The sequence below is a fragment of the Bordetella genomosp. 5 genome, from assembly GCF_002261475.1.
In the GTDB taxonomy this organism is placed as follows: domain Bacteria; phylum Pseudomonadota; class Gammaproteobacteria; order Burkholderiales; family Burkholderiaceae_B; genus Bordetella.
This window is the reverse complement of the sequence record NZ_NEVN01000001.1, coordinates 37,031-59,186: the sequence shown is the minus strand read 5'-3', so window position 1 is coordinate 59,186 and position 22,156 is coordinate 37,031. Positions and strand designations below refer to the sequence as shown.

Here is a 22,156-nt window from a genome sequence, read left to right as displayed (position 1 = left end):
ATTTTTGCACAATGTTCGTGCAAAACCGAAAAACGTCATGAAGGCGTCTTTTTTAACTACTTGATTTATATCTCTATTTAACGTGTCCCTATTATTATTCAAGAATTCTTCTCATTTGATTTAAAAGGGACATACCCCCAAAAATTCTGTTGCGCGTCAACTCGCACCGCAGTAATGTCGCACCCTGCACTGCAACATTCACGACGCAGGCCACTGCGGAGCGCGTTATGTCCAATACTTCGAAAGACCAATCCTGTCGCACCGTCGCGGCTGCCCCCATCGATGCCCGTCGCATCGGACTGCCTGCCGCGCAGGGTCTCTACGACCCCGCCAACGAACACGACGCCTGTGGCGTGGGTTTCGTCGCCCATATCAAGGGCCGCAAAAGCCACTCCATCATCCTGCAGGGCCTGAAGATCCTCGAGAACCTGGACCACCGCGGCGCGGTCGGTGCGGACAAGCTCATGGGCGACGGCGCCGGCATCCTGATCCAGATCCCCGACACGCTCTACCGCGACGAGATGGCGCAGCAAGGCGTGGCGCTGCCGCCTCCGGGCGAATACGGCGTCGCCATGGTGTTCCTGCCCAAGGAAACCGCCTCGCGCCTGGCCTGTGAACAGGAACTCGAGCGCTCCGTGCGCGCCGAAGGCCAGATCGTGCTGGGCTGGCGCGACGTGCCGGTCGACCGCGACATGCCGATGTCGCCCGCCGTGCGTGACTGCGAGCCCGTGATCCGCCAGCTGTTCATTGGCCGCGGCGCCGACGTCATGGTGCCCGACGCGCTTGAACGCAAGCTCTACGTGATCCGCAAGACCGCCAGCCACGCCATCCAGAACATGCGTCTGGCGCACGGCAAGGAATACTTCGTGCCGTCGGCCTCGGTCCGTACCGTGGTGTACAAGGGCCTGCTGCTGGCCGATCAGGTCGGCGCCTACTATCGCGACCTGGCCGATCCGCGCACCGTGTCGGCCGTGGCCCTGGTGCACCAGCGCTTCTCGACCAACACGTTCCCGGCCTGGCCGCTGGCTCACCCGTACCGCATGATTGCGCACAACGGCGAAATCAACACGGTCAAGGGCAACTTCAACTGGCTGCGCGCCCGCGAAGGCATGATGCAGTCGGCCGTGCTGGGCGACGATCTCAAGAAGCTCTACCCGATCGTCTACGAAGGCCAGTCCGACACCGCCACGTTCGACAACTGCCTCGAGCTGCTGGTGAACTCCGGCTACTCGCTCGCCCACGCGATGATGATGATGATCCCGGAAGCCTGGGAACAGCACACGCAGATGGACGAGAGCCGCCGCGCGTTCTACGAATACCACGCCGCGATGATGGAGCCCTGGGACGGTCCGGCCGCCGTGGCCTTCACCGACGGCCGCCAGATCGGCGCCACCCTCGACCGCAACGGCCTGCGTCCCGCGCGCTACCTCGTCACCGATGACGACATGGTGATCCTGGCCTCCGAGGCCGGCACGCTGTCGATCCCCGAGAACCGCGTGGTCAAGAAGTGGCGCCTGCAGCCCGGCAAGATGTTCCTGATCGACCTCGAACAAGGCCGCATCATCGACGACGCCGAGATCAAGCTGCAGCTCGCCAACAGCCGTCCGTACCGTCAGTGGATCGAGCGTCTGCAGATCAAGCTCGAGTCGCTGCCCGCACCGAAGAACGGCTCGCCGGCCACGCAGACCTCGGTCTCGCTGCTCGACCGGCAGCAGGCGTTCGGCTGGACCCAGGAAGACTACAAGTTCATCCTCGAGCCGATGGCCACCACCGGCGAAGAGGTGATCGGCTCTATGGGCAACGACGCGCCGCTGGCCGTGCTGTCGAACCGCCCCAAGCCCTTCTACAACTACTTCCGCCAACTGTTCGCCCAGGTCACCAATCCGCCGATCGATCCGATCCGCGAGCAGCTGGTGATGTCGCTGGTGTCGTTCATCGGCCCGAAGCCCAACCTGCTCGACATCAACAACGTCAACCCGCCGCTGCGCCTCGAAGTCTCGCAGCCGGTGCTGGATTTCGCCGCCATGGCGCAGATCCGTGACATCGATCAGGTCACCGGCAAGAAATTCCGCAGCTACGAGCTCGACATCACGTACCCGGCCGCCTGGGGCTCCGAGGGCATCGAAGCCCGCGTGGCCGCGCTGTGCGCCCGCGCCGTCGATGCGGTGCAAAGCGGCTACAACATCCTCATCGTGTCCGATCGCCTGGTCGACAGCGAGCGCGTGGCCATCCCCGCGCTGCTGGCCACCTCGGCCGTGCACCAGCACCTGATCCGCGCCGGTCTGCGTACCAACGCCGGCCTGGTGGTCGAAACCGGTTCGGTGCGCGAAGTGCACCACGTCGCGCTGCTGGGCGGCTATGGCGCCGAAGCCATCCACCCGTATCTCGCGCTCGAGTCGCTGGGCCGCATGGCCGATCCCGACAAGGCCGTGAAGAACTACATCAAGGCGTGCGGCAAGGGCCTGAACAAGGTCATGTCCAAAATGGGCATCTCGACCTACATGTCGTACTGCGGCGCGCAGATCTTCGAAGCCGTGGGTCTGCAGCGCGAGCTGGTCGACAAGTACTTCACCGGCACCGCCTCCAACATCGAAGGCATCGGCATCTTCCAGGTCGCCGAAGAAGCGCTGCGCCTGCACCGCGCCGCCTTCAGCAACGATCCCGTGCTGGCCAACGCGCTCGACGCCGGTGGCGAATACGCCTACCGCGTGCGCGGCGAAGAGCACATGTGGACGCCGGACTCCATCGCCAAGCTGCAACACGCTTCGCGCGCCAACAACTACCGCACCTACAAGGAATACGCGCAGATCATCAACGACCAGAGCAAGCGCCACATGACGCTGCGCGGTCTGTTCGAGTTCCGCGTCGATCCGGCCCGTGCGATTCCGCTCGACGACGTCGAGCCCGCCAAAGAGATCGTCAAGCGCTTCGCCACCGGCGCCATGTCGCTGGGCTCGATCTCCACCGAGGCGCACTCGGTGCTGGCCGTGGCCATGAACCGCATCGGCGGCAAGTCGAACACCGGCGAAGGCGGCGAAGACGAGCTGCGCTACCGCAACGAAATGCGCACCGGCAAGAGCGGCATCAAAGAAGGCGACACGCTGGCCTCGGTGCTCGGCGCCGACCGCATCGAAGCCGATGTGCCGCTCAAGAAGGGCGATTCGCTGCGCTCGCGCATCAAGCAGGTCGCGTCGGGTCGTTTCGGCGTCACCGCCGAATACCTCGCCAGCGCCGACCAGATCCAGATCAAGATGGCGCAGGGCGCCAAGCCCGGCGAAGGCGGCCAGCTGCCCGGTCACAAGGTCTCCGAGTACATCGCCAAGCTGCGCTACTCGGTGCCGGGTGTGGGCCTGATCTCGCCCCCGCCGCACCACGACATCTACTCGATCGAAGACCTGGCTCAGCTCATCCACGACCTGAAAAACGTCAACTCGAAGTCGTCGATCTCGGTCAAGCTCGTGTCCGAGCTGGGCGTGGGCACGGTCGCGGCCGGCGTGGCGAAAGCCAAGGCCGATCACGTCGTGATCGCAGGCCATGACGGCGGCACCGGCGCATCGCCCGTGTCCTCGATCAAGCATGCCGGCACGCCCTGGGAACTGGGCCTGGCCGAAACGCAGCAGACCCTCGTGCTCAACCGCCTGCGCAACCGCATCCGCGTGCAGGCCGATGGCCAGATGAAGACCGGCCGCGACGTCGTCATCGGCGCGCTGCTGGGCGCGGACGAATTCGGCTTCGCCACCGCGCCGCTGGTCGTCGAAGGCTGCATCATGATGCGCAAGTGCCACCTCAACACCTGCCCGGTGGGCGTGGCCACGCAAGATCCCGAACTGCGCAAGAAATTCCAGGGCAAGCCCGAGCACGTCGTGAACTTCTTCTTCTTCATCGCTGAAGAAGTGCGCGAGATCATGGCTCAGCTGGGTCTGCGCAAGTTCGACGACCTGATCGGCCGCACCGATCTGCTCGACATGCGCAACGGCATCGAACACTGGAAGGCGCAAGGCCTGGACTTCCAGCGCGTGTTCCACCGCGCCGTCTCCGAAGAGCCCGTGCGTCACACCGAAGAGCAGGACCACGGCCTCGCCGGCGCGCTGGATCACCAGCTGATCGAGCGCAGCAAGCCCGCGCTCGAGCGCGGCGAGAAGGTCTCGTTCATCACGCCGGTGCGCAACCGCAACCGCACCATCGGCGCGATGCTGTCGGGTGCCGTGGCGTCGCGCTACGGTCATGCCGGTCTGCCCGACGACACGATCCACATCCAGTGCAACGGCACCGCCGGCCAGAGCTTCGGCGCCTTCCTCGCACACGGCATCACGATGGATCTCGTGGGCGAAGGCAACGACTACGTCGGCAAGGGCCTGTCGGGCGGCCGCATCATCGTGCGCTCGCCCAACGACTTCCGCGGCTTCGGCCCCGATCACATCATCGCCGGCAACACCGTGCTCTACGGCGCGCTTTCCGGTGAAGCCTTCTTCAACGGCGTGGCCGGTGAACGCTTCGCGGTGCGCAACTCGGGCGCCGCCACGGTGGTGGAAGGCACGGGCGACCACGGCTGCGAATACATGACCGGCGGCACCGTCGTCGTGCTCGGCAGCACCGGCCGCAACTTCGCCGCGGGCATGTCCGGCGGCGTGGCCTACGTCTGGGATCCGGACCGTACGTTCAAGCACCGCTGCAACCTGTCGATGGTCGAACTCGAAGCGATCCTGCCGCACGCCGAGCAGCAGTCGCAGAACAACATCGAGATCTGGCACAGCGCGCAACGCGGCGGCGAGCGCGATACCGACGAAGCGATCCTGCGCCGTCTGGTGGAAGAACACTTCCGCTACACCGGCAGCTTCCGCGCCCGCGAAATCCTGGGCGACTGGGAAGCGTCGCGCGGCAAGTTCGTGAAGGTCATGCCGACGGAATACCGCCGCGCATTGGGTGAAATGTGGCGTGCAGCCAACCCGCAACAGATGGCTGCGTGAGGAAAGACAATGGGAAAGATCACTGGATTTATGGAATTTCAGCGCCTCCAGGAGGCGTATGAAGCCCCGGCCAAGCGCCTGAAGCACTGGCGTGAGTTCGTCCTCCATTTGAGCGACGATCAGGCCAAGCAACAGGCGGCGCGCTGCATGGACTGCGGCATCCCGTTCTGCAACAACGGCTGCCCGGTCAACAACATCATCCCCGACTGGAACGACCTGGTGTATCGCCAGGACTGGCGTGCCGCACTCGACGTGCTGCATTCCACCAACAACTTCCCCGAGTTCACCGGTCGCATCTGCCCGGCGCCGTGTGAAGCCGCCTGTACCTTGAACATCAACAGCGACGCGGTCGGCATCAAGTCGATCGAACACGCGATCATCGACAAGGGCTGGGCCGAAGGCTGGGTCGTGCCGCAACTGCCGGCGCGCAAGACCGGCAAGAAGGTCGCGGTGGTGGGCTCCGGCCCGGCCGGCATGGCGGCCGCGCAGCAGCTCGCCCGCGCCGGCCACGCCGTCACGCTGTTCGAGAAGAGCGATCGCATCGGTGGCCTGCTGCGCTACGGCATCCCCGACTTCAAGCTCGAGAAGGCCCAGATCGACCGCCGCGTGGCGCAGATGGAAGCCGAGGGCGTGGAATTCCAGCCGTCGACCTACATCGGCAAGCAGGGCGACGCCGCGGCCGATGGCCTGACGGTGCGCACCCCCGAATCGCTGCAGGCAGAGTTCGACGCCATCGTCATGAGCGGCGGCTCCGAGACCCCGCGCGACCTGCCGGTGCCGGGCCGCGAACTCTCCGGCGTGTATTACGCCATGGACTTCCTGCGCCAGCAGAACAAGGCCGTGGCGGGCGACCGCCTGACCGACCAGACGCTGGCCAAGGGCAAGCACGTCATCGTGATCGGCGGCGGCGACACCGGCTCCGACTGCGTCGGCACCAGCAACCGTCACGGCGCGGCCTCGATCACGCAGTTCGAACTGCTGCCGCAGCCGCCCGAAAGCGAAAACAAGCCCATGGTGTGGCCGTACTGGCCGCTCAAGATGCGCACCTCGTCGTCGCACGACGAAGGCTGCCAGCGCGATTGGTCCGTGACCACCAAGGCCTTCAAGGGCGCCAACGGCAAGGTCGAGAAGCTCATCGGCGCACGCGTCGAGTGGTTCAAGGACGAAGCCACCGGCCAGATGAAGATGCGCGAAGTCGAAGGCTCCGAGTTCGAGCTCAAGGCCGACCTCGTGTTGCTGGCGATGGGCTTCGTGTCGCCCGTGCAAACCGTGCTCGACGCCTTCGGCGTGGACCGCGACGGGCGTGGCAATGCGCGCGCCAACACCGACGACTACCGCACCAACGTCGACAAGGTGTTTGCGGCCGGCGACATGCGTCGTGGCCAGTCGCTGGTCGTCTGGGCCATCCGCGAAGGCCGCCAGTGCGCGCGCGCCGTCGACGAGTTCCTGATGGGCAGCTCCGACCTGCCGCGCTGATCCCCGCGATCACGGCAAGGCAACGGCCGGCCTCCGCAAGGAGCCGGCCGTTTTGTTTTTCTGCGCGCGCGGCGGCGCAACACGCGCACGAGGCCGCGTGATCCTCGATGCGAACCTCGCGTTCGTCCGAGACGCGTGGCGGCAAGACCACACTGCCATCGGGGGCTTGATGCACATCAAGACCCCATTTTCCGCCCTCTGCGAACCTGACAGCCTATCGTCACGCAAACCGGAGAGAGGAAATGTTCCCGATGTATCGGCGCACCCGCGCCCTGATCCTGGCCGCACTCTGTGGGGGCACCCTGCTGGCCACCGCCCCCGCCGTCGCTCACGAAGAAGGCGACTGGCTGCTGACGGTCGGGGCCACGCAGGTGCGCCCCAAGTCCAACAACGGCAGCGTGCTCAACGGCGCCGTCGGCCTCGACGTGAACAACAACGTGCGTCCGTCGTTCACGGTCACCTACATGGCCACGCGCAATGTCGGTATCGAGCTGCTGGGTGCCTGGCCCTTCGAACACGACATCCGCGGTAGCGGCGGCCTGGGCAAGATCGGCAGCACCAAGCAGCTGCCGCCCACGCTCAGCCTGCAATGGCACTTCCTGCCCGACAGCACGGTGCAGCCGTACGTCGGCATCGGCCTGAACTACACCACCTTCTTCGACACCAAGACCCACGGCGCCCTGTCGGGCTCGAAGCTCGAGCTGTCCGACTCGTGGGGCATCGCAGGCCAGGTGGGCGTCGACGTCAAGCTCAGCGAGCGCTGGTTCATGAACGCCGACCTGCGCTACATCGACATCTCTTCCAAGGTGAAGCTTGACGGCCAGCGCATCGGCACCGCCCGGATCGATCCGTGGGTCGCGACCGTCGGCGTGGGGTATCGCTTCTAAGCTATCAGGCCACATGCGCGGGCGTTGTGTGGCGGCAGGGCATAATGATTTTCCTGCCGCGCAACACACAATATGTATAGAGGAGTCCGCGCATGAAACCCCTGTTCCCCCTGTTGGCGGGCGCGCTTGCCGCCGCCTGCCTGCTCACTGGCCCGGCCCGCGCCCAGAGCGCCGATAACTGGCCCACCAAACCCATCACCCTGATCGTGCCCTATGCACCGGGCGGCTTTGCCGATACCCGGGTGCGCTTGCTCGCCCGCAAGCTGAGCGACAACCTCAAGCAGACCGTGGTGGTCGAGAACAAGGCGGGCGCGGGTGGCGTGATCGGCACCAATCTGGTCGCCAAGGCCGCCCCCGATGGCTACACCATCGGCACCGGCAACCTGGCCCCGATGTCGGTGAACCCCACCCTCATGCCCGACATGCCGTACGACCCGATCAAGGACCTCGCGCCCGTGGTGCTGATCGAAAACAGCCCGCTCGTGCTCAGCGTGAACAACACCCTGCCGGTCAAAACGCTGCAGGACCTGATCGCCCTGGCCAAGAAAGAACCCGGCAAGCTCACCTTCGGGTCGTCCGGCGTGGGCGGCGCGCACCATCTGTCGGGCGAAATGTTCCGCGAACAGGCCCATGTCGATGTGGTGCACGTGCCCTACAAGGGCGGCAGCCTGGCCGCCACCGATCTGATGGGCGGCCACATCTCGATGATGTTCGAAATGGGCTATTCGGCGCTGCCAGCCATCCAGGGCAAGAAAATCCACCCGATCGCCGTCACCTCCAAGCAACGTCTGGCCGTGCTGCCCGACGTGCCCACCATGGCGGAATCGGGACTGCCGGGCTTCGAGTCGTACAACTGGCAAGGCATCGTGGCGCCGGCCGCGACGCCCGCCCCGGTGATCGCGCGCCTGAACGCCGAGTTCAACAAGATCCTGAAGGATCCCGAGGTGGTCAAGGCGATCGCCGACACCGGCAGCCAGGCCGGCGGCGGCACGCCCGAGGAGTTCGGCGCCTTCATCAAGAGCGAGACGGCCAAGTGGGCCGAAGTGATCAAGACCGGCAAGATCACGCTGCAATAACTGGGCTCGTCCGCCCCGCCCGACGCAGGGGCGGGGCGGACCCCGCTCCCTGGGGTCGCATCCCCGGCCGAATCCGTTGTGCGCGCGCATCATCGCCGTGGGCGGCGATCCGCCGCACATTGCCGGGTGTCTGCCACTGCCCGGGGCAGGGCCGGGATAGCCCAACCGGTTTCAGCCCGCTTTCAGATGCCTAACGGGCCGCTGCGCCCCGCGGTACGGGCGTGTCGAGGGCCGACCCCCACGGCCGGACCCGGGCTGAAACGCCGGCCTTCGATCTGTCGGCACGCACGACTACTCTGTCCCACTCCTGGTCGCGGCGCTGGCGCGACGCGTCGGCCGGGCTACAATGGCCCCTCGCCGTAACAGCGTCCCTATATATAGTGGGCGCGCGCACCCATTCCCGCTGCCTATGCCCGCATCTACCCGCAACAGCTCGGAACTTGCCCTATCCCTGGAGAACGTATCCCTGGGGTACGGCGACTTTACGGTGCTGCGTGGCATTTCCATGCAGGTCAAGCCCGGCCAGGTCGTCGCCGTCATGGGCGGCTCGGGCTCCGGCAAGACCACCCTGCTGCGCGCCGCCACCGGCCAGCTCGCCGCCAAGGAGGGCGTGGTCCGCGTCTTCGGCCAGGAGCTGGGCGGTCTCGACCGCGAGGGTCTGCAGGCCGTGCGCAAGCGCATGGGCGTGCTGTTCCAGCAGGGCGCGCTGTTCACCGACCTCAACGTCTTCGAGAACGTGGCGTTCCCGCTGCGCGAACACACCCGCGACGACGAAGCCACCATCACCGCCCGCGTGCTCGACAAGCTCGACGCCGTCGGCCTGCGCGCCGCGGCCCACCTGAGGGTGGCCGAGATCTCCGGCGGCATGGCGCGCCGGGTGGCGCTGGCCCGCGCGGTCGTCCTCGAGCCCGAGCTGATTCTGTACGACGAGCCGTTCGCCGGCCTCGACCCGATCTCGCTCGGCATCACTGCGCGCCTGATCCGGCACCTGTCCGACCGGCTGCACTGCGCCTCGGTGCTGATCACGCACGATGTCCAGGAGTCCTTCGCGATCGCCGATGAGGTCTATCTCGTCGGCCGCGGCCAGCTGGCGGCCGCCGGTACGCCGGCGGAGCTGTCTGCCTCGCAAGACCCCTACGTGCGCCAGTTCCTCGACGGCGCGCCCGATGGCCCGGTGGCCTTCCAGTACCCCGAAACGCCGGCGTTCCGCGCCTGGCTGGCCAAACACGAAGGACGCAAGCGATGAGCTCGACCGGCAATCCGATTAGCAAGGCCGGCGGCTGGGTGCGTGGCCTGATCGCCGAAATCGGCTACTTCAGCCGATTCTTCGGCGGCCTGCTGGCGCGCAGCGGCGTGGCGCTGCAACGCCCGCGTCTGGTATCGCAACAGATTCACTTCATTGGCAACTATTCGCTGCTCATCATCGCCGTCTCCGGCATGTTCGTGGGCTTCGTGCTGGGCCTGCAGGGCTACTACACGCTGAACCGCTACGGTTCAGAAGAAGCGCTCGGCCTGCTGGTGGCGCTGTCGCTGGTGCGCGAGCTCGGCCCGGTCGTGACCGCGCTGCTGTTCGCCGGCCGCGCGGGCACCTCGCTCACCGCCGAAATCGGCCTCATGAAAGCCGGCGAACAACTCTCCGCCATGGAGGTGATGGCCGTGGATCCGGTGCGCCGGGTCCTGGTGCCGCGCTTCTGGGGCGGCGTGATCGCCATGCCTATCCTGGCCTCGGTATTCTCCATGGTGGGGATCCTGGGTGGCTGGGTCGTGGGCGTGCTGATGATCGGCGTGGACGCCGGCGCGTTCTGGTCGCAGATGCAAAGCGGCGTCGACGTCTGGAAAGACGTCGCCAACGGCGTTATCAAGAGCGTGGTGTTCGGCGTGACCGTCACCCTCGTCGCGCTCTACGAAGGCTGGCAGGCCCGTCCCACGCCCGAAGGCGTGGCGCGGGCCACGACTCGCACGGTGGTGGTGGGCTCGCTCGCCGTGCTCGGCCTCGACTTCCTGCTCACCGCCCTGATGTTTGGCAATTGATACGGATTCATCATGTCTCGTGAAAAAACCGATTTCTGGGTAGGCCTCTTCGTGTTGCTGGGCGCGCTCGCCCTGGTGTTTCTGGCGCTGCGCGCCGGCAACCTGAGCACGTTCTCGTTTGCCCCCACCTATACCCTCACGGCCAACTTCGACAACATCGGTGGCCTGAAGCCGCGCGCCGCGGTCAAGAGCGCCGGCGTGGTCGTGGGCCGCGTGTCCAACATCTCCTTCGATGACCAGACCTTCCAGGCCGTGGTCACGCTGCACATGGACACGGCCTACAAGTTCCCCACCGACTCGTCCGCCTCGATCCTCACGTCGGGTCTGCTCGGCGAGCAATACCTCGGCCTCACCGCGGGCGCCGAGGAAGAAAATTTTGCTGACGGTGCCAAAATCCGCTATACACAAAGCGCCGTGGTGCTGGAGCAATTGATCAGCCAGTTCCTGTATGGCTCGGCCGAGAAGCAGGGCAGCAGCGCTGGCAATGCCGGTGGCGCATCCGCCGCTCCGGCGGCCACGCCGGCCGCACCCGCGCCCGCACCGGCACCCGCGCAATAAATTGGGCGATGGCGCGCGCAGGCGGGGTCTGCTCGCACATCGTTCATATTCACAAAAATATCAGCATCCGTTGAAGGCCTGACACCATGACCATGCAAGCCCTGTCCCGTATCGCCAGCGTCACGTTCGCCGGCGCGCTCCTGGCCGGCTGCGCCACGTCCCAGAATCCGGACCCGCGCGATCCCTGGGAAGGCTTCAACCGCGGCGTGTACAAATTCAACGACACGGTCGACCGCGCGCTCTTCAAGCCGGTGGCCCAGGCCTACACCTACGTGGTGCCGTCGCCCGCCCGCGACTGCGTCCACAACATGTTCAGCAACGTGAACGATCTCTGGGCCGGCACCAACAGCATGCTGCAGGGCCGCGGTCACGATTTCATCAACACCCTGGGCCGCTTTTTGTTCAACACCACCATGGGTGTGGGCGGCTGTTTCGACGTAGCTTCTGCTAACGGAGCGCGAAAGATTCCTAACGACTTCGGTGTTACGCTGGGTGTGTGGGGCATCGGCTCGGGACCGTATCTGGTACTGCCGATTTACGGTTCGAGCACCGTCCGCGACGGCGCTGGCCTGGCAGGCGACTGGCAGGCCGGACAATTCGTCTCGGTCTCCGCCATCGACAACGTCCGCCTGCGCAACTCCCTCTGGGGTCTGCAGGTCGTCGATACGCGTGCCAGCCTGCTCGAAGTCACTGACACCGTCGATCGCGTGGCGCTCGACCCGTACAGTTTCGTGCGCGATGCCTATCTGCAACGACGAGCGGCCATGGTCCGTGGCGACCGCGTCGACGCCGAGGGTTCCCTGCCGAACTACGAGGACGACGAAGCCGACACGACCGCTCCGGCCGCCACCCCGGCGAACCCGCCCGCGAAGTAAGCCACGCGGGCGCAAGAAGGAGTATCCATGCGGTTTTCTGTTTTCCCTCTGATGGGCCGCGTCGTGCTGGCCTGCTCGCTGCTGGCAGGCGCCAGCAGCGCCGCCCTGGCCAAGCCCGACCCCAAGGGCCCCCCGGGCGAGTTCGTGCAGCAGGCTGCCAACGAAGCCCTCGAAGTCATCAAGTCCGACGGCGCGGTGCGCGCCGGCAACCTCACCCGTATCAATGAGGTCGTCGACCAGCACATCCTGCCGTACGTCAACTTCACCAAGACCACCCGCCTCGCGGCCGGCCGCTTCTGGCGCCAGGCCACCGACGCGCAGAAGACGGCGCTCGCCGACGCCTTCCGCGGCACCCTGATCCGCACCTACAGCGGCGCGCTGGCCAAGGTCGACGGCAGCACCAAGGTGACCCTGCTGCCCCAGCGCGGCGACCCCAACGCCAACGACGTGGTCGTGCGCAGCCTGTTCAGCCAGGGCAACACCCAACCGGTGCAGGTGGACTACCGCCTCGAAAAGACCCCCGAAGGCTGGCGCATCTACGACATGAACGTCGAAGGCATCTGGCTCATCGAGAACTACCGCAACCAGTTCGCGCAGCAGATCAACCAGAACGGCATCGACGGCCTGATCGCCGCACTGAACCAGCGTAACCGCTGATCCCTCTCGCTGGCCGTCCACCGGACGGCCAGCTTCCCCAGGCTGTTCCAAGCGTCACAAGCCCGCAAATCGCCGTTCTTCGGCGCCTGACCGGGGCGCCGGCCCTGCGGGCGGGCGGGGCATTGGCGGGGCAAGCGCGCCACGCCTTATATAATGGCCGATTCGGCGCCTGCGGGCGCCGCGCCGCTTGCGCCCATCTATGTCAGCCGCCGTCAGTCTCCAGCACATCTCCAAGACCTACCCGCCGCGCAGTGCCGGCTGGCGCAAAGCCCTAGGCAAGACGGGTACGCCCGGCTTCCAGGCGCTCAATGATGTCAGCCTCGACATCGGCCACGGCGAGTTCTTCGGCCTGCTGGGCCCCAACGGCGCAGGCAAGACCACGCTGATTTCGATTCTGGCCGGTCTGGCGCGTGCCAGCGCGGGCCAGGCGAGCGTCTGCGGCTACGACGTCGTCACGCACTACAAAGAAGCGCGCCGCTCGCTGGGCGTGGTGCCGCAGGAGCTCGTCTACGACCCCTTTTTCACGGTGCGCGAGACGCTGCGCATCCAGTCGGGCTATTTCGGCCTGCGCCGCAACGATGACTGGATCGACGAGATCCTGTTCAACCTGGGCCTGGCCGATAAAGCCGACAACAACATGCGCGCCCTGTCGGGCGGCATGAAACGCCGCGTGCTGGTGGCGCAGGCGCTGGTGCACCGTCCGCCGGTGATCGTGCTCGACGAACCGACCGCCGGCGTCGACGTCGATCTGCGCCGCACGCTGTGGGAATTCATCTCGCGCCTGAACCGCGCGGGTCACACCATCATGCTGACCACGCATTACCTCGAAGAAGCCGAAGCGCTCTGTCATCGCATCGCCATGCTTAAGGGCGGCCGCGTGGTCGCGCTCGACACCACCCAGGCGCTGCTGGCGCGGGTCGGCGGCGTCGACCTCGAAGACGCCTTCGTCCGCATCATGCACCAGGACGACCCGCAGACGGCCGACCTGACGCCCGAGGAGGCCCGCTCGTGACCACGCCCGCCACCGAACAACGCGTTCAGCCCCGTCTCGACGCCGGCTCGGGCTTTCCGACGCTGCTGCGCAAGGAGCTGCTGCGCTTCTGGAAAGTGAGCTTTCAGACCATCGCCGCGCCGGTGATCACCGCGCTGCTCTACCTGCTGGTGTTTGCGCACGTGCTGGAAGGGCGGGTGATGGTGTACGACACCGTGCCCTATACGGCGTTTCTGATTCCCGGGCTCATGATGATGAGCATGCTGCAGAACGCCTTCGCCAACCCGTCCTCGTCGCTCATCCAGAGCCGGATCACGGGCAATCTGGTGTTCATGCTGCTGCCGCCGCTGTCGCACCGCGATATCTTCGGCGCCTACGTGCTGGCCGCGGTCGTGCGTGGCCTCGCCGTGGGCGTCTGTGTGTGGCTGGTCGCGCTGTATTTCGGCGCGCTGGTGCCGCGCCACCCCGGCTGGGTGCTGGTTTTCGGCGTGATGGCCTGCGGCATCATGGGCGTGCTGGGCGTGATCGCGGGCCTGTGGTCCGAGAAATTCGACCAACTGGCGGCCTTCCAGAACTTCCTCATCATGCCGGCCACGTTCCTCTCGGGCGTGTTCTACTCGATTCACACGCTGCCGCCGTTCTGGCAGGCGGTGTCGCACTACAACCCGATCTTCTACACGATCGACGGCTTCCGCTACGGCTTCTTCTCCGTGTCGGACGTCTCGCCCTGGCGCAGTTTCGCCGTGGTGGCGGGCGTGTTCGTCGTGCTGTCGCTCTACGCGCTGCGCCTGCTCTCGCGCGGCTACAAACTCAGGAATTGACCCATGCTCCCCACTCCCGAACAGGTCCGTCAGTACATCGCGGATGGGCTGCCCTGTGATCATCTGGACGTGCAGGGCGATGGCTCGCACTTCGACGCGGTCATCGTCAGCCCGGCCTTCGAAGGCAAGCGCCTGATCGCACGCCATCAGCTGGTCTATGCCGCGCTGGGCGACCGCATGAAGGCCGAAATCCACGCACTGTCGATGCGCACCCTGACCCCCGCCGAGTACGCCAAGGCAGGCACCTGATGGACAAGCTTCGCATCACCGGCGGCGCCCCGCTCGCGGGCGAAGTCACGGTGTCGGGCGCGAAAAACGCCGCGCTGCCGATCCTGTGCGCCAGCCTGCTCTCGGCCGAGCCGCTCACGCTGGCCAATGTTCCGCAGCTCAACGACACCACGACCATGCTGCGCCTGCTGGGCACCATGGGCGTGCGCAGCGAGCAGACGGGCACCGACGCCGTGATCCTGCAGGCCGATCGCGTCGACAAGCTCGAGGCCCCGTACGAGCTCGTCAAGACTATGCGCGCCTCGATCCTGGTGCTGGGTCCGCTGGTGGCCCGCTTCGGCGAAGCGCGCGTCAGTCTGCCCGGCGGCTGCTCGATCGGGCAGCGTCCGGTCGACCAGCACATCAAGGGTCTCGCCGCGCTGGGCGCCGAGATCAGCATCGAACATGGTTTCGTCGTGGCGCGAGCCAAGCGCCTGAAGGGCGCCTCGATCCGCACCGACATGGTCACCGTCACCGGTACCGAAAACCTGTTGATGGCGGCCGTGCTGGCCGAAGGCCAGACCATCCTCGAAAACGCCGCGCGCGAACCCGAGATCGTGGACCTGGCCGAACTGCTCATCAAAATGGGCGCCCGCATCAGCGGCCATGGCACCGACCGTATCGTGATCGACGGCGTGGAGCGCCTGCATGGCGCGGACCACCGCGTGATGTCCGATCGGATCGAGGCCGGCACGTTTCTGTGCGCCGTCGGCGCCGTGGGTGGCGACATCCTGCTGCGCGACGCCGCCCCCGCGGCCATGGGCGCCACGCTCGATAAGCTGGCCGAGGCCGGCTTGCAGATCGAAACCGGCCCCGACTGGATCCGCGCCCGCATGCAGGGCCGCCCCAAGGCGGTCGGTCTGCGCACGCACGAATACCCGGGCTTCGCCACCGACATGCAGGCCCAGCTGATGGCGCTCAACACCATCGCCGAGGGCACCGCGGTCATCGTCGAGAACATCTTCGAAAACCGCTACATGCACGTGCAGGAGCTCTGCCGCCTGGGCGCCGAGATCGACATCGACGGCCATACCGCCGTGGTGCGCGGCGTGCCCCGTCTGTCGGGCGCCACCGTCATGGCCACCGACCTGCGCGCATCCGCCAGCCTCGTGATCGCGGGCCTGGCCGCCGAAGGCGACACCCTGGTCGATCGCATTTATCACCTGGATCGTGGCTACGACCGCATGGAGGTCAAGCTGCAGGGCCTGGGTGCCCGGATTCAACGTATCACCGGCAAGGAATCGGCATGAGCCAAGCGACTGTCCGCCCGTTGACCCTGGCGCTGTCCAAGGGTCGCATCTTCGAAGAAACCATGCCTCTGCTGGCCGAGGCCGGCATCGAGGTCAGCGAGAACCCCGAAAGTTCGCGCAAGCTGATCCTCCCCACCAGCGACCCCGGTCTGCAGCTGATCATCGTGCGCGCCTCCGATGTGCCCACGTACGTGCAGTACGGCGCGGCCGATTTCGGCATCGCGGGCAAGGATGTGCTGATCGAGCACGCCGCGCAGCAGCCCGGCCGCCTGTACCAGCCGATCGATCTCAACATCGCGCGCTGCCGCCTGTCGGTCGCCGTGCGCCACGATTTCGACTACGCGGCTGCCGTGCACCAGGGCGCCCGCCTGCGCGTGGCCACCAAGTATGTGCAGTCGGCCCGCGAACACTTCGCCAGCAAAGGCGTGTACGTCGACATCATCAAGCTGTACGGCTCGATGGAGCTCGCGCCGCTGGTAGGCCTGGCCGACGCGATCGTCGACCTCGTGTCCACCGGCGGCACGCTGCGCGCCAACGGTCTCGTGGCTGTCGAAGACATCATGCAGATCTCTTCGCGGCTGATCGTCAACCAGGCCTCGCTCAAGACGCGCGGCGAACGGTTGCAACCGCTGCTGGACGCCTTCGAACGCGCCGCCGCCCGCAACGCCTGACCCCCGGGCGCGCCCGCCGGCGCGCCGCGACCTTGCCCGTACGATGACATCATGGCTCTGATCAAACGTCTCGACTCCCGCGACCCGGGTTTCAAACCCGCCCTGACCACGCTGCTGGCCTTCGAGGCTTCGCAGGACGAATCCATCGACCGCGCGACGGCCGGCATCCTGGCCGACGTGCGCGGCCGCGGCGACGCCGCGCTGCTCGAGTACACGCAGCGCTTCGATCGCGTGCCGGCCACCGACGTGACCGCGCTGGAGATTCCCAAGTCCGAATGGCAGTCGGCGCTGGCGGCGCTGCCCACCGCGCAACGCAATGCCCTCGAGGCGGCCGCCGACCGCGTGCGCGCCTATCACGAGCACCAGCGCATCGAGACCTGGACCTACACCGACGCCGAAGGCAACACGCTGGGCCAGCAGGTCACGCCGCTCGACCGCGTGGGCCTGTACGTGCCGGGCGGCAAGGCCGCCTATCCCTCGTCGGTATTGATGAACGCCATCCCGGCCAAGGTGGCCGGCGTGCCCGAGCTCATCATGGTCACGCCCACGCCTGACGGCGTGCGCAATCCCATCGTGCTGGCCGCCGCCGCCATTGCCGGCGTCGATCGCGCCTTCGCCATCGGCGGCGCGCAGGCCGTCGGCGCGCTGGCCTACGGCACCGCCACGGTGCCGGCCGTCGACAAGATCGTCGGTCCGGGCAATGCCTACGTGGCCGCCGCCAAGCGCCGCGTCTATGGCACCGTGGGCATCGACATGATCGCCGGCCCGAGCGAAATCCTGGTCATCTGCGACGGCAAGACGCCGGCCGACTGGATCGCCATGGATCTGTTCTCTCAGGCCGAGCACGACGAACTCGCGCAATCCATTCTGCTGTGCCCGGACGCCGACTTCATCGCCGACGTCGAGGCCGCCATCGCGCGCCTGCTGCCGCAAATGCCGCGCGCCGAGATCCTGCGCACCAGCCTGGCCAACCGCGGTGCGCTGATTCTGGTGCGCGACCTCGAAGAAGCCTGCGCCATCGCCAACGACATCGCGCCCGAACACCTGGAAATTTCCACCGAGCAGCCCGAGATCTGGACCGCGAAGATCCGCCACGCCGGCGCGATCTTCATGGGCCGCTACAGCTCCGAGTCGCTGGGCGACTACTGCGCGGGCCCCAACCACGTCCTGCCGACCTCGCGCACGGCGCGCTTCTCGTCGCCGCTGGGCGTGTACGACTTCCAGAAGCGCTCCAGCCTGATCCAGGTGTCGCACGCCGGCGCCCAGACGCTCGGGCGCATCGCCGCCGAACTGGCGCTGGGCGAAGGCCTGCAGGCGCACGCCGCCAGCGCGCAGTACCGGCTCGACAAGGAATGACCGGCCGCATCGGGCCGGCCGCCGAGCCGGCCCGCGGCCTCTCGTCACGGACAGGGGAGTCCTCGCATGAACGATAGCGCGGTCGCCGCGCGTATCGCCCGCACCGTGCGGGCCGATATCCGCGCGCTCACGGCCTACCCGGTCGCCCAGGCGGCGGGCTGCATCAAGCTCGACGCCATGGAATGCCCGTACCCGCTGCCCGATACGGTGCGCGACGCCATCGCCGCCACGGCGCGCGAGGTCGAGCTCAATCGCTACCCGGCCTCCGACCAGCAGGCGCTCAAAGCCGAGGTCGCCGCCGCCTTCGGCGTGCCGGCCGGCGCCGGCCTGCTGTTCGGCAACGGCTCCGACGAGCTGATCCACCTGTTGATCCAGGCCTGTTGCGAGCCGGGCGACACCGTGCTGTCGCCCTGGCCCTCGTTCGTCTATTTCGACATGGCCGCGCGCTTCGACCATGCGCGTTTCGAGGCCGTCCCGCTGACGAGCGACCTCGAGCTCGACCTGCCCGCCATGCTGGCCGCGATCGAGCGCACCCAGCCCAAGGTGGTGTTCCTGGCCGTGCCGAACAACCCCACGGGCGGCACCTGGACCGAACCGCAGATCCGCGCGATCCTCGCGGCGGCGCCCGGTCTGGTGGTGATCGACGAGGCCTACCAACCGTTTGCCGACGGCACCTGGATGCCCGAACTGCTGGCCCAGCCCAATCTGGTGGTCATGCGCACGGTATCCAAGATCGGCCTGGCCGGTCTGCGTTTCGGCTACCTGGCCGGACATCCGGCCTGGATCGCCGAGATCGACAAGGTCCGCCCCCCGTACAACCTCGACGTCCTGAGCCAGGCGGTGCTGCGTACCGTGCTGCGCCATAAAGACGTGCTCGACGCCCAGGCCGCGCGGCTGCGGGCCGACCGCGCGCCGCTGGCCCGGGCGCTCGCCGCTTTGCCGGGCGTGCAGGTGTATCCGAGCGGGGGCAACTTCATCCTTGCGCGCTTCAGCGGCCAGCCCGATGGCAACGCCGTGCATCTCGCCCTGAAAACGCGCAAAATACTGGTTAGAAACTTCTCGGCGGCGCATCCGCTTCTGGCCGGATGCCTGCGCATCTCGGTCGGCACGCCAGACGAGAACGCGGCCCTGCTGGCCGCTCTGCAAGACATCCTGAGCTCCGAGTCCTGACATGCGTACCGCCGAAATCATCCGCAATACCAACGAAACGCGCATCCGTGTGGCCGTCAATCTCGACGGCACCGGCAAGCAGACCATCGACACGGGCGTGCCCTTCCTCGATCACATGCTCGACCAGATCGCGCGCCACGGCCTCGTCGACCTCGACATCAAGGCCGACGGCGACACGCACATCGATGCGCACCACACGGTCGAAGACGTCGGCATCACGCTGGGCATGGCGATCGCCAAGGCCATCGGCAACAAGGCCGGCCTGCGCCGCTATGGCCACGCCTATGTGCCGCTCGACGAAGCCCTGTCGCGCGTCGTGATCGACTTCTCGGGCCGCCCCGGCCTCGAGTACCACATCGATTTCACGCGTGCGCGCATCGGCGATTTCGATGTCGACCTCACGCGCGAGTTTTTTCAGGGCCTGGTCAATCACGCCCTCATGACGCTGCACATCGACAACCTGCGCGGCTTCAACGCGCATCACCAATGCGAAACCGTGTTCAAGGCCTTCGGCCGCGCGCTGCGCATGGCCATGGAAGTCGACCCGCGCATGGGCGACGTGATCCCCTCGACCAAGGGCGTGCTGTAATCGGGGCAGGGGCGCCGCTGGCGGCGTCCCGTCTGGCGCCGCGCGCGCCCGCCTTCCTCGCCGTTCACCTCTCACCAGGCAGACCTCAGTGAGCACTATCGCCATCGTCGACTACGGCATGGGCAACTTCCATTCCGTGGCACGCGCGCTGCAATACGCCGCGCCCGACGCCGACATCCGCATCTGCAATCGCCCCGACCAGATCGCCGCCGCCGACCGCGTGGTGTTCCCGGGGCAGGGCGCCATGCCCGACTGCATGCGCACCCTCAACGAATCCGGCCTGCGCGAAGCCGTGCTCGACGCGGCCCGCAGCAAGCCGCTGCTGGGCGTGTGCGTGGGCGAGCAGATGCTGTTCGAATCCAGCCAGGAGGGCGACACGCCCTGCCTGTCGGTGTTTCCGGGCGCCGTGCATCGATTCGCCGGCCCGCAGTTCGCCGATGTGGTGCATGCCGACGCGCAGGGCCAGACCGGCCCCGCGCCGGCGCCGGGCAGCCCCGAGCGCCTCAAAGTGCCGCACATGGGCTGGAACAAAGTCCGTCAAACCCGCTCTCACCCTTTGTGGGACGGCATTCCCGACGACACCCATTTCTATTTCGTCCACAGTTACTACGCGGTGCCCCAGGATGCCGCCCTGACCGTGGGGGAAAGCGATTATGGACTCGCCTTTACCTGCGCGGTGGCCGCCGGTAACATTTTCGCGGTGCAGTTCCACCCCGAAAAGAGCGCCGCGCACGGTTTGCGCCTGTATCGCAATTTTGTAGACTGGCAGCCGTAAGCCTCGGACGTCCCGCACGCAGCCGAAGGGGCAGCAAGCCGAAGGCGCAGCGTGGGGGGCAATTTTTCCGCCGGGCCGCCCCAAGGAAAAAAGCCCCCTCGGGGGGCAGCAAGCCAAAGGCGCAGCGTGGGGGCCAACACTCTCGCGCCGCCGTCTTTTTTCCAACCGATTTTTTACCTTCACTACCCATCATGCTCCTGATCCCCGCCATCGACCTCAAAGACGGGCGCTGTGTGCGCCTGCGCCAGGGCGACCTGGACGATGCAACGGTGTTCTCCGAAGACCCCGCCGCCATGGCCACCCGCTGGCTCGAACAGGGCGCGCGGCGCCTGCATCTGGTCGATCTCAACGGCGCCGTCGCGGGCAAGCCCCTCAACGAGGCGCCGATCAAGGCCATCCTCGACGCCGTGGGCGACGACATTCCGGTGCAGATCGGCGGCGGCATTCGTGATCTCGACACCATCGAGCGTTACCTCGATGCCGGTATCTCGTACGTGATCATCGGCACGGCGGCCGTGAAGAACCCCGGCTTCCTGCACGACGCGTGCGGCGCGTTCCCCGGCAACATCATCGTCGGCCTCGACGCCCGCGACGGCAAGATCGCCACCGATGGCTGGAGCAAGCTCACGCGCCACGACGTCCTCGACCTCGCCAAGAAGTTCGAAGACTACGGCTGCGAAGCCATCATCTACACCGACATCGGCCGTGACGGCATGCTGTCGGGCGTGAACGTCGAAGCCACCGTGCGGCTCGCCCAGCACGTGCGCATTCCGGTCTACGCCTCGGGCGGCATCGCCGGCATCGCCGACATCGAGGCGCTCTGCGCCGTCGAGTCCGAAGGTGTCGAAGGCGCGATCCTGGGCCGCAGCATCTACGAAGGCACGCTCGACTTCCAGGCCGCGCAGGCCCGCGCCGACGAACTGACCCAATGAACGCTTCCGCCAGCAGCGCCACGGCGCTGACCCGCCGCATCATTCCCTGCCTGGACGTCACCGCCGGCCGCGTCGTCAAGGGCGTGAACTTCGTCAATCTCACCGACGCGGGCGACCCCGTCGAGATCGCGCGCCGCTACAACGAGCAGGGCGCCGACGAACTCACGTTCCTCGACATCACCGCCACCAGCGACGGCCGCGATCTGATCCTGCCCATCATCGAGCAGGTGGCATCGCAGGTCTTCATTCCGCTGACGGTGGGGGGTGGCGTGCGGCAGGTGTCCGACGTGCAGCGGCTGCTCAACGCAGGCGCCGACAAGATCAGCATCAACAGCGCGGCGGTGACCAACCCCGAGCTGGTGCGCGCCGCGGCCGACTATCACGGTTCGCAATGCATCGTCGTCGCGATCGACGCCCGCCGCGTGAGCGGCGAGGGCGAGCCGGCGCGCTGGGAAGTCTTCACCCATGGCGGCCGCAAGGCCACCGGCCTGGACGCCGTGGCGTGGGCACGCCGCATGGCGGCCTATGGCGCCGGCGAGATCCTGCTCACCAGCATGGACCGCGACGGCACCAAGTCGGGCTTCGACCTCGAACTCACCCGCGCGGTGTCCGACGCCGTGCCCGTGCCCGTGATCGCCTCCGGCGGCGTGGGCAACCTCGATCACCTCGCCGAAGGCGTGACCACCGGTCGCGCCAGCGCGGTGCTGGCGGCCAGCATTTTCCACTTCGGCCAGCACACCGTGCGCGAATGCAAGGAGTTCATGTCCGCCCGCGGCATCGAAGTCCGGCTCGACTGTTGAGATCCTT

General features: G+C 66.8%; 20 protein-coding genes. All 20 read left to right on the top strand.

Going from position 1 to position 22,156, the window contains the following annotated elements; all coding sequences use genetic code 11:
- Positions 1 to 227 precede the first annotated feature (227 nt).
- The 20 genes from CEK29_RS00300 (at position 228) to hisF (ending at position 22,149) form a co-directional block, all read left to right on the top strand.
- A complete protein-coding gene (locus tag CEK29_RS00300; protein WP_094798227.1) occupies positions 228 to 4,967 on the top strand; it encodes a glutamate synthase-related protein in 4,740 nt (1,579 codons plus the stop codon).
- A gap of 9 nt (positions 4,968 to 4,976) precedes the next feature.
- Positions 4,977 to 6,443: a glutamate synthase subunit beta gene (locus CEK29_RS00295; RefSeq protein ID WP_094798226.1), complete on the top strand. Its 1,467-nt coding sequence runs from the start codon at positions 4,977 to 4,979 to the stop codon at positions 6,441 to 6,443.
- A 242-nt stretch (positions 6,444 to 6,685) separates the two neighbouring features.
- A complete protein-coding gene (locus CEK29_RS00290) occupies positions 6,686 to 7,330 on the top strand; it encodes an OmpW/AlkL family protein (RefSeq protein WP_094857032.1) in 645 nt (214 codons plus the stop codon).
- 92 nt (positions 7,331 to 7,422) lie between these two features.
- Entirely contained in the window at positions 7,423 to 8,406 is a 984-nt protein-coding gene (locus CEK29_RS00285) for a Bug family tripartite tricarboxylate transporter substrate binding protein (RefSeq protein ID WP_094857031.1), read from the top strand.
- A 409-nt stretch (positions 8,407 to 8,815) separates the two neighbouring features.
- Positions 8,816 to 9,652 (top strand): ABC transporter ATP-binding protein, encoded by an 837-nt coding sequence (locus CEK29_RS00280; RefSeq protein ID WP_094798223.1) that lies wholly within the window; start codon positions 8,816 to 8,818, stop codon positions 9,650 to 9,652.
- Positions 9,649 to 10,437, top strand: a complete 789-nt coding sequence (mlaE, locus tag CEK29_RS00275; RefSeq protein WP_094798222.1) for a lipid asymmetry maintenance ABC transporter permease subunit MlaE — start codon at positions 9,649 to 9,651, stop codon at positions 10,435 to 10,437. Before CEK29_RS00280 ends, mlaE begins: the two co-directional genes overlap by 4 nt.
- Positions 10,438 to 10,449: 12 nt before the next feature.
- Positions 10,450 to 10,995, top strand: coding sequence for an outer membrane lipid asymmetry maintenance protein MlaD (gene mlaD / locus CEK29_RS00270; protein ID WP_094798221.1), 546 nt, complete (start codon positions 10,450 to 10,452; stop codon positions 10,993 to 10,995).
- Between the two features lie 86 nt (positions 10,996 to 11,081).
- Positions 11,082 to 11,870 (top strand): MlaA family lipoprotein, encoded by a 789-nt coding sequence (locus CEK29_RS00265; RefSeq protein WP_094798220.1) that lies wholly within the window; start codon positions 11,082 to 11,084, stop codon positions 11,868 to 11,870.
- A 27-nt stretch (positions 11,871 to 11,897) separates the two neighbouring features.
- Complete coding sequence (locus tag CEK29_RS00260) at positions 11,898 to 12,527, top strand: MlaC/ttg2D family ABC transporter substrate-binding protein (RefSeq protein ID WP_094798219.1); 630 nt, start codon at positions 11,898 to 11,900, stop codon at positions 12,525 to 12,527.
- Positions 12,528 to 12,726: 199 nt separating this feature from the next.
- A complete protein-coding gene (locus tag CEK29_RS00255; RefSeq protein ID WP_094857030.1) occupies positions 12,727 to 13,539 on the top strand; it encodes an ABC transporter ATP-binding protein in 813 nt (270 codons plus the stop codon).
- Positions 13,536 to 14,339 carry an ABC transporter permease gene (locus tag CEK29_RS00250; protein ID WP_094798217.1) on the top strand — a complete coding sequence of 268 codons (804 nt, stop codon included), beginning with the start codon at positions 13,536 to 13,538 and terminating at the stop codon, positions 14,337 to 14,339. Before CEK29_RS00255 ends, CEK29_RS00250 begins: the two co-directional genes overlap by 4 nt.
- Positions 14,340 to 14,342: 3 nt before the next feature.
- Complete coding sequence (locus CEK29_RS00245) at positions 14,343 to 14,588, top strand: BolA family protein (protein ID WP_094798216.1); 246 nt, start codon at positions 14,343 to 14,345, stop codon at positions 14,586 to 14,588.
- Positions 14,588 to 15,856 carry a UDP-N-acetylglucosamine 1-carboxyvinyltransferase gene (gene murA, locus CEK29_RS00240; protein ID WP_094798215.1) on the top strand — a complete coding sequence of 423 codons (1,269 nt, stop codon included), beginning with the start codon at positions 14,588 to 14,590 and terminating at the stop codon, positions 15,854 to 15,856. Before CEK29_RS00245 ends, murA begins: the two co-directional genes overlap by 1 nt.
- Positions 15,853 to 16,527, top strand: a complete 675-nt coding sequence (gene hisG / locus CEK29_RS00235; RefSeq protein ID WP_094798214.1) for an ATP phosphoribosyltransferase — start codon at positions 15,853 to 15,855, stop codon at positions 16,525 to 16,527. The genes murA and hisG overlap by 4 nt, the downstream gene beginning before the upstream one ends.
- Before the next feature lie 51 nt (positions 16,528 to 16,578).
- The gene (hisD, locus tag CEK29_RS00230; protein ID WP_094857029.1) at positions 16,579 to 17,883 is read left to right on the top strand and encodes a histidinol dehydrogenase; all 1,305 of its coding nucleotides are present in this window, start codon (positions 16,579 to 16,581) and stop codon (positions 17,881 to 17,883) included.
- A gap of 66 nt (positions 17,884 to 17,949) precedes the next feature.
- Complete coding sequence (gene hisC, locus CEK29_RS00225; protein ID WP_094857028.1) at positions 17,950 to 19,053, top strand: histidinol-phosphate transaminase; 1,104 nt, start codon at positions 17,950 to 17,952, stop codon at positions 19,051 to 19,053.
- Between the two features lies 1 nt (position 19,054).
- Positions 19,055 to 19,642: an imidazoleglycerol-phosphate dehydratase HisB gene (gene hisB / locus CEK29_RS00220; protein WP_094798211.1), complete on the top strand. Its 588-nt coding sequence runs from the start codon at positions 19,055 to 19,057 to the stop codon at positions 19,640 to 19,642.
- Positions 19,643 to 19,730: 88 nt separating this feature from the next.
- On the top strand, positions 19,731 to 20,417 hold the full coding sequence (gene hisH, locus CEK29_RS00215; RefSeq protein WP_094857027.1) for an imidazole glycerol phosphate synthase subunit HisH: 687 nt from the start codon (positions 19,731 to 19,733) through the stop codon (positions 20,415 to 20,417).
- Positions 20,418 to 20,608: 191 nt separating this feature from the next.
- Positions 20,609 to 21,349, top strand: a complete 741-nt coding sequence (hisA, locus tag CEK29_RS00210; RefSeq protein WP_094798209.1) for a 1-(5-phosphoribosyl)-5-[(5-phosphoribosylamino)methylideneamino]imidazole-4-carboxamide isomerase — start codon at positions 20,609 to 20,611, stop codon at positions 21,347 to 21,349.
- Positions 21,346 to 22,149 carry an imidazole glycerol phosphate synthase subunit HisF gene (gene hisF / locus CEK29_RS00205; RefSeq protein WP_094798208.1) on the top strand — a complete coding sequence of 268 codons (804 nt, stop codon included), beginning with the start codon at positions 21,346 to 21,348 and terminating at the stop codon, positions 22,147 to 22,149. Before hisA ends, hisF begins: the two co-directional genes overlap by 4 nt.
- Positions 22,150 to 22,156: the final 7 nt, after the last annotated feature.

Coding starts and splice junctions, on each gene's coding strand:
- CEK29_RS00245 (WP_094798216.1), top strand. CDS start 14,343: ATGCTCCCCACTCCCGAACAGGTCCGTCAGTACATCGCGGATGGGCTG.
- hisB (WP_094798211.1), top strand. CDS start 19,055: ATGCGTACCGCCGAAATCATCCGCAATACCAACGAAACGCGCATCCGT.
- CEK29_RS00285 (WP_094857031.1), top strand. CDS start 7,423: ATGAAACCCCTGTTCCCCCTGTTGGCGGGCGCGCTTGCCGCCGCCTGC.
- hisG (WP_094798214.1), top strand. CDS start 15,853: ATGAGCCAAGCGACTGTCCGCCCGTTGACCCTGGCGCTGTCCAAGGGT.
- murA (WP_094798215.1), top strand. CDS start 14,588: ATGGACAAGCTTCGCATCACCGGCGGCGCCCCGCTCGCGGGCGAAGTC.
- hisF (WP_094798208.1), top strand. CDS start 21,346: ATGAACGCTTCCGCCAGCAGCGCCACGGCGCTGACCCGCCGCATCATT.
- CEK29_RS00290 (WP_094857032.1), top strand. CDS start 6,686: ATGTTCCCGATGTATCGGCGCACCCGCGCCCTGATCCTGGCCGCACTC.
- CEK29_RS00280 (WP_094798223.1), top strand. CDS start 8,816: ATGCCCGCATCTACCCGCAACAGCTCGGAACTTGCCCTATCCCTGGAG.
- hisC (WP_094857028.1), top strand. CDS start 17,950: ATGAACGATAGCGCGGTCGCCGCGCGTATCGCCCGCACCGTGCGGGCC.
- CEK29_RS00255 (WP_094857030.1), top strand. CDS start 12,727: ATGTCAGCCGCCGTCAGTCTCCAGCACATCTCCAAGACCTACCCGCCG.
- mlaE (WP_094798222.1), top strand. CDS start 9,649: ATGAGCTCGACCGGCAATCCGATTAGCAAGGCCGGCGGCTGGGTGCGT.
- CEK29_RS00295 (WP_094798226.1), top strand. CDS start 4,977: ATGGGAAAGATCACTGGATTTATGGAATTTCAGCGCCTCCAGGAGGCG.
- hisD (WP_094857029.1), top strand. CDS start 16,579: ATGGCTCTGATCAAACGTCTCGACTCCCGCGACCCGGGTTTCAAACCC.
- CEK29_RS00265 (WP_094798220.1), top strand. CDS start 11,082: ATGACCATGCAAGCCCTGTCCCGTATCGCCAGCGTCACGTTCGCCGGC.
- hisA (WP_094798209.1), top strand. CDS start 20,609: ATGCTCCTGATCCCCGCCATCGACCTCAAAGACGGGCGCTGTGTGCGC.
- CEK29_RS00300 (WP_094798227.1), top strand. CDS start 228: ATGTCCAATACTTCGAAAGACCAATCCTGTCGCACCGTCGCGGCTGCC.
- CEK29_RS00260 (WP_094798219.1), top strand. CDS start 11,898: ATGCGGTTTTCTGTTTTCCCTCTGATGGGCCGCGTCGTGCTGGCCTGC.
- mlaD (WP_094798221.1), top strand. CDS start 10,450: ATGTCTCGTGAAAAAACCGATTTCTGGGTAGGCCTCTTCGTGTTGCTG.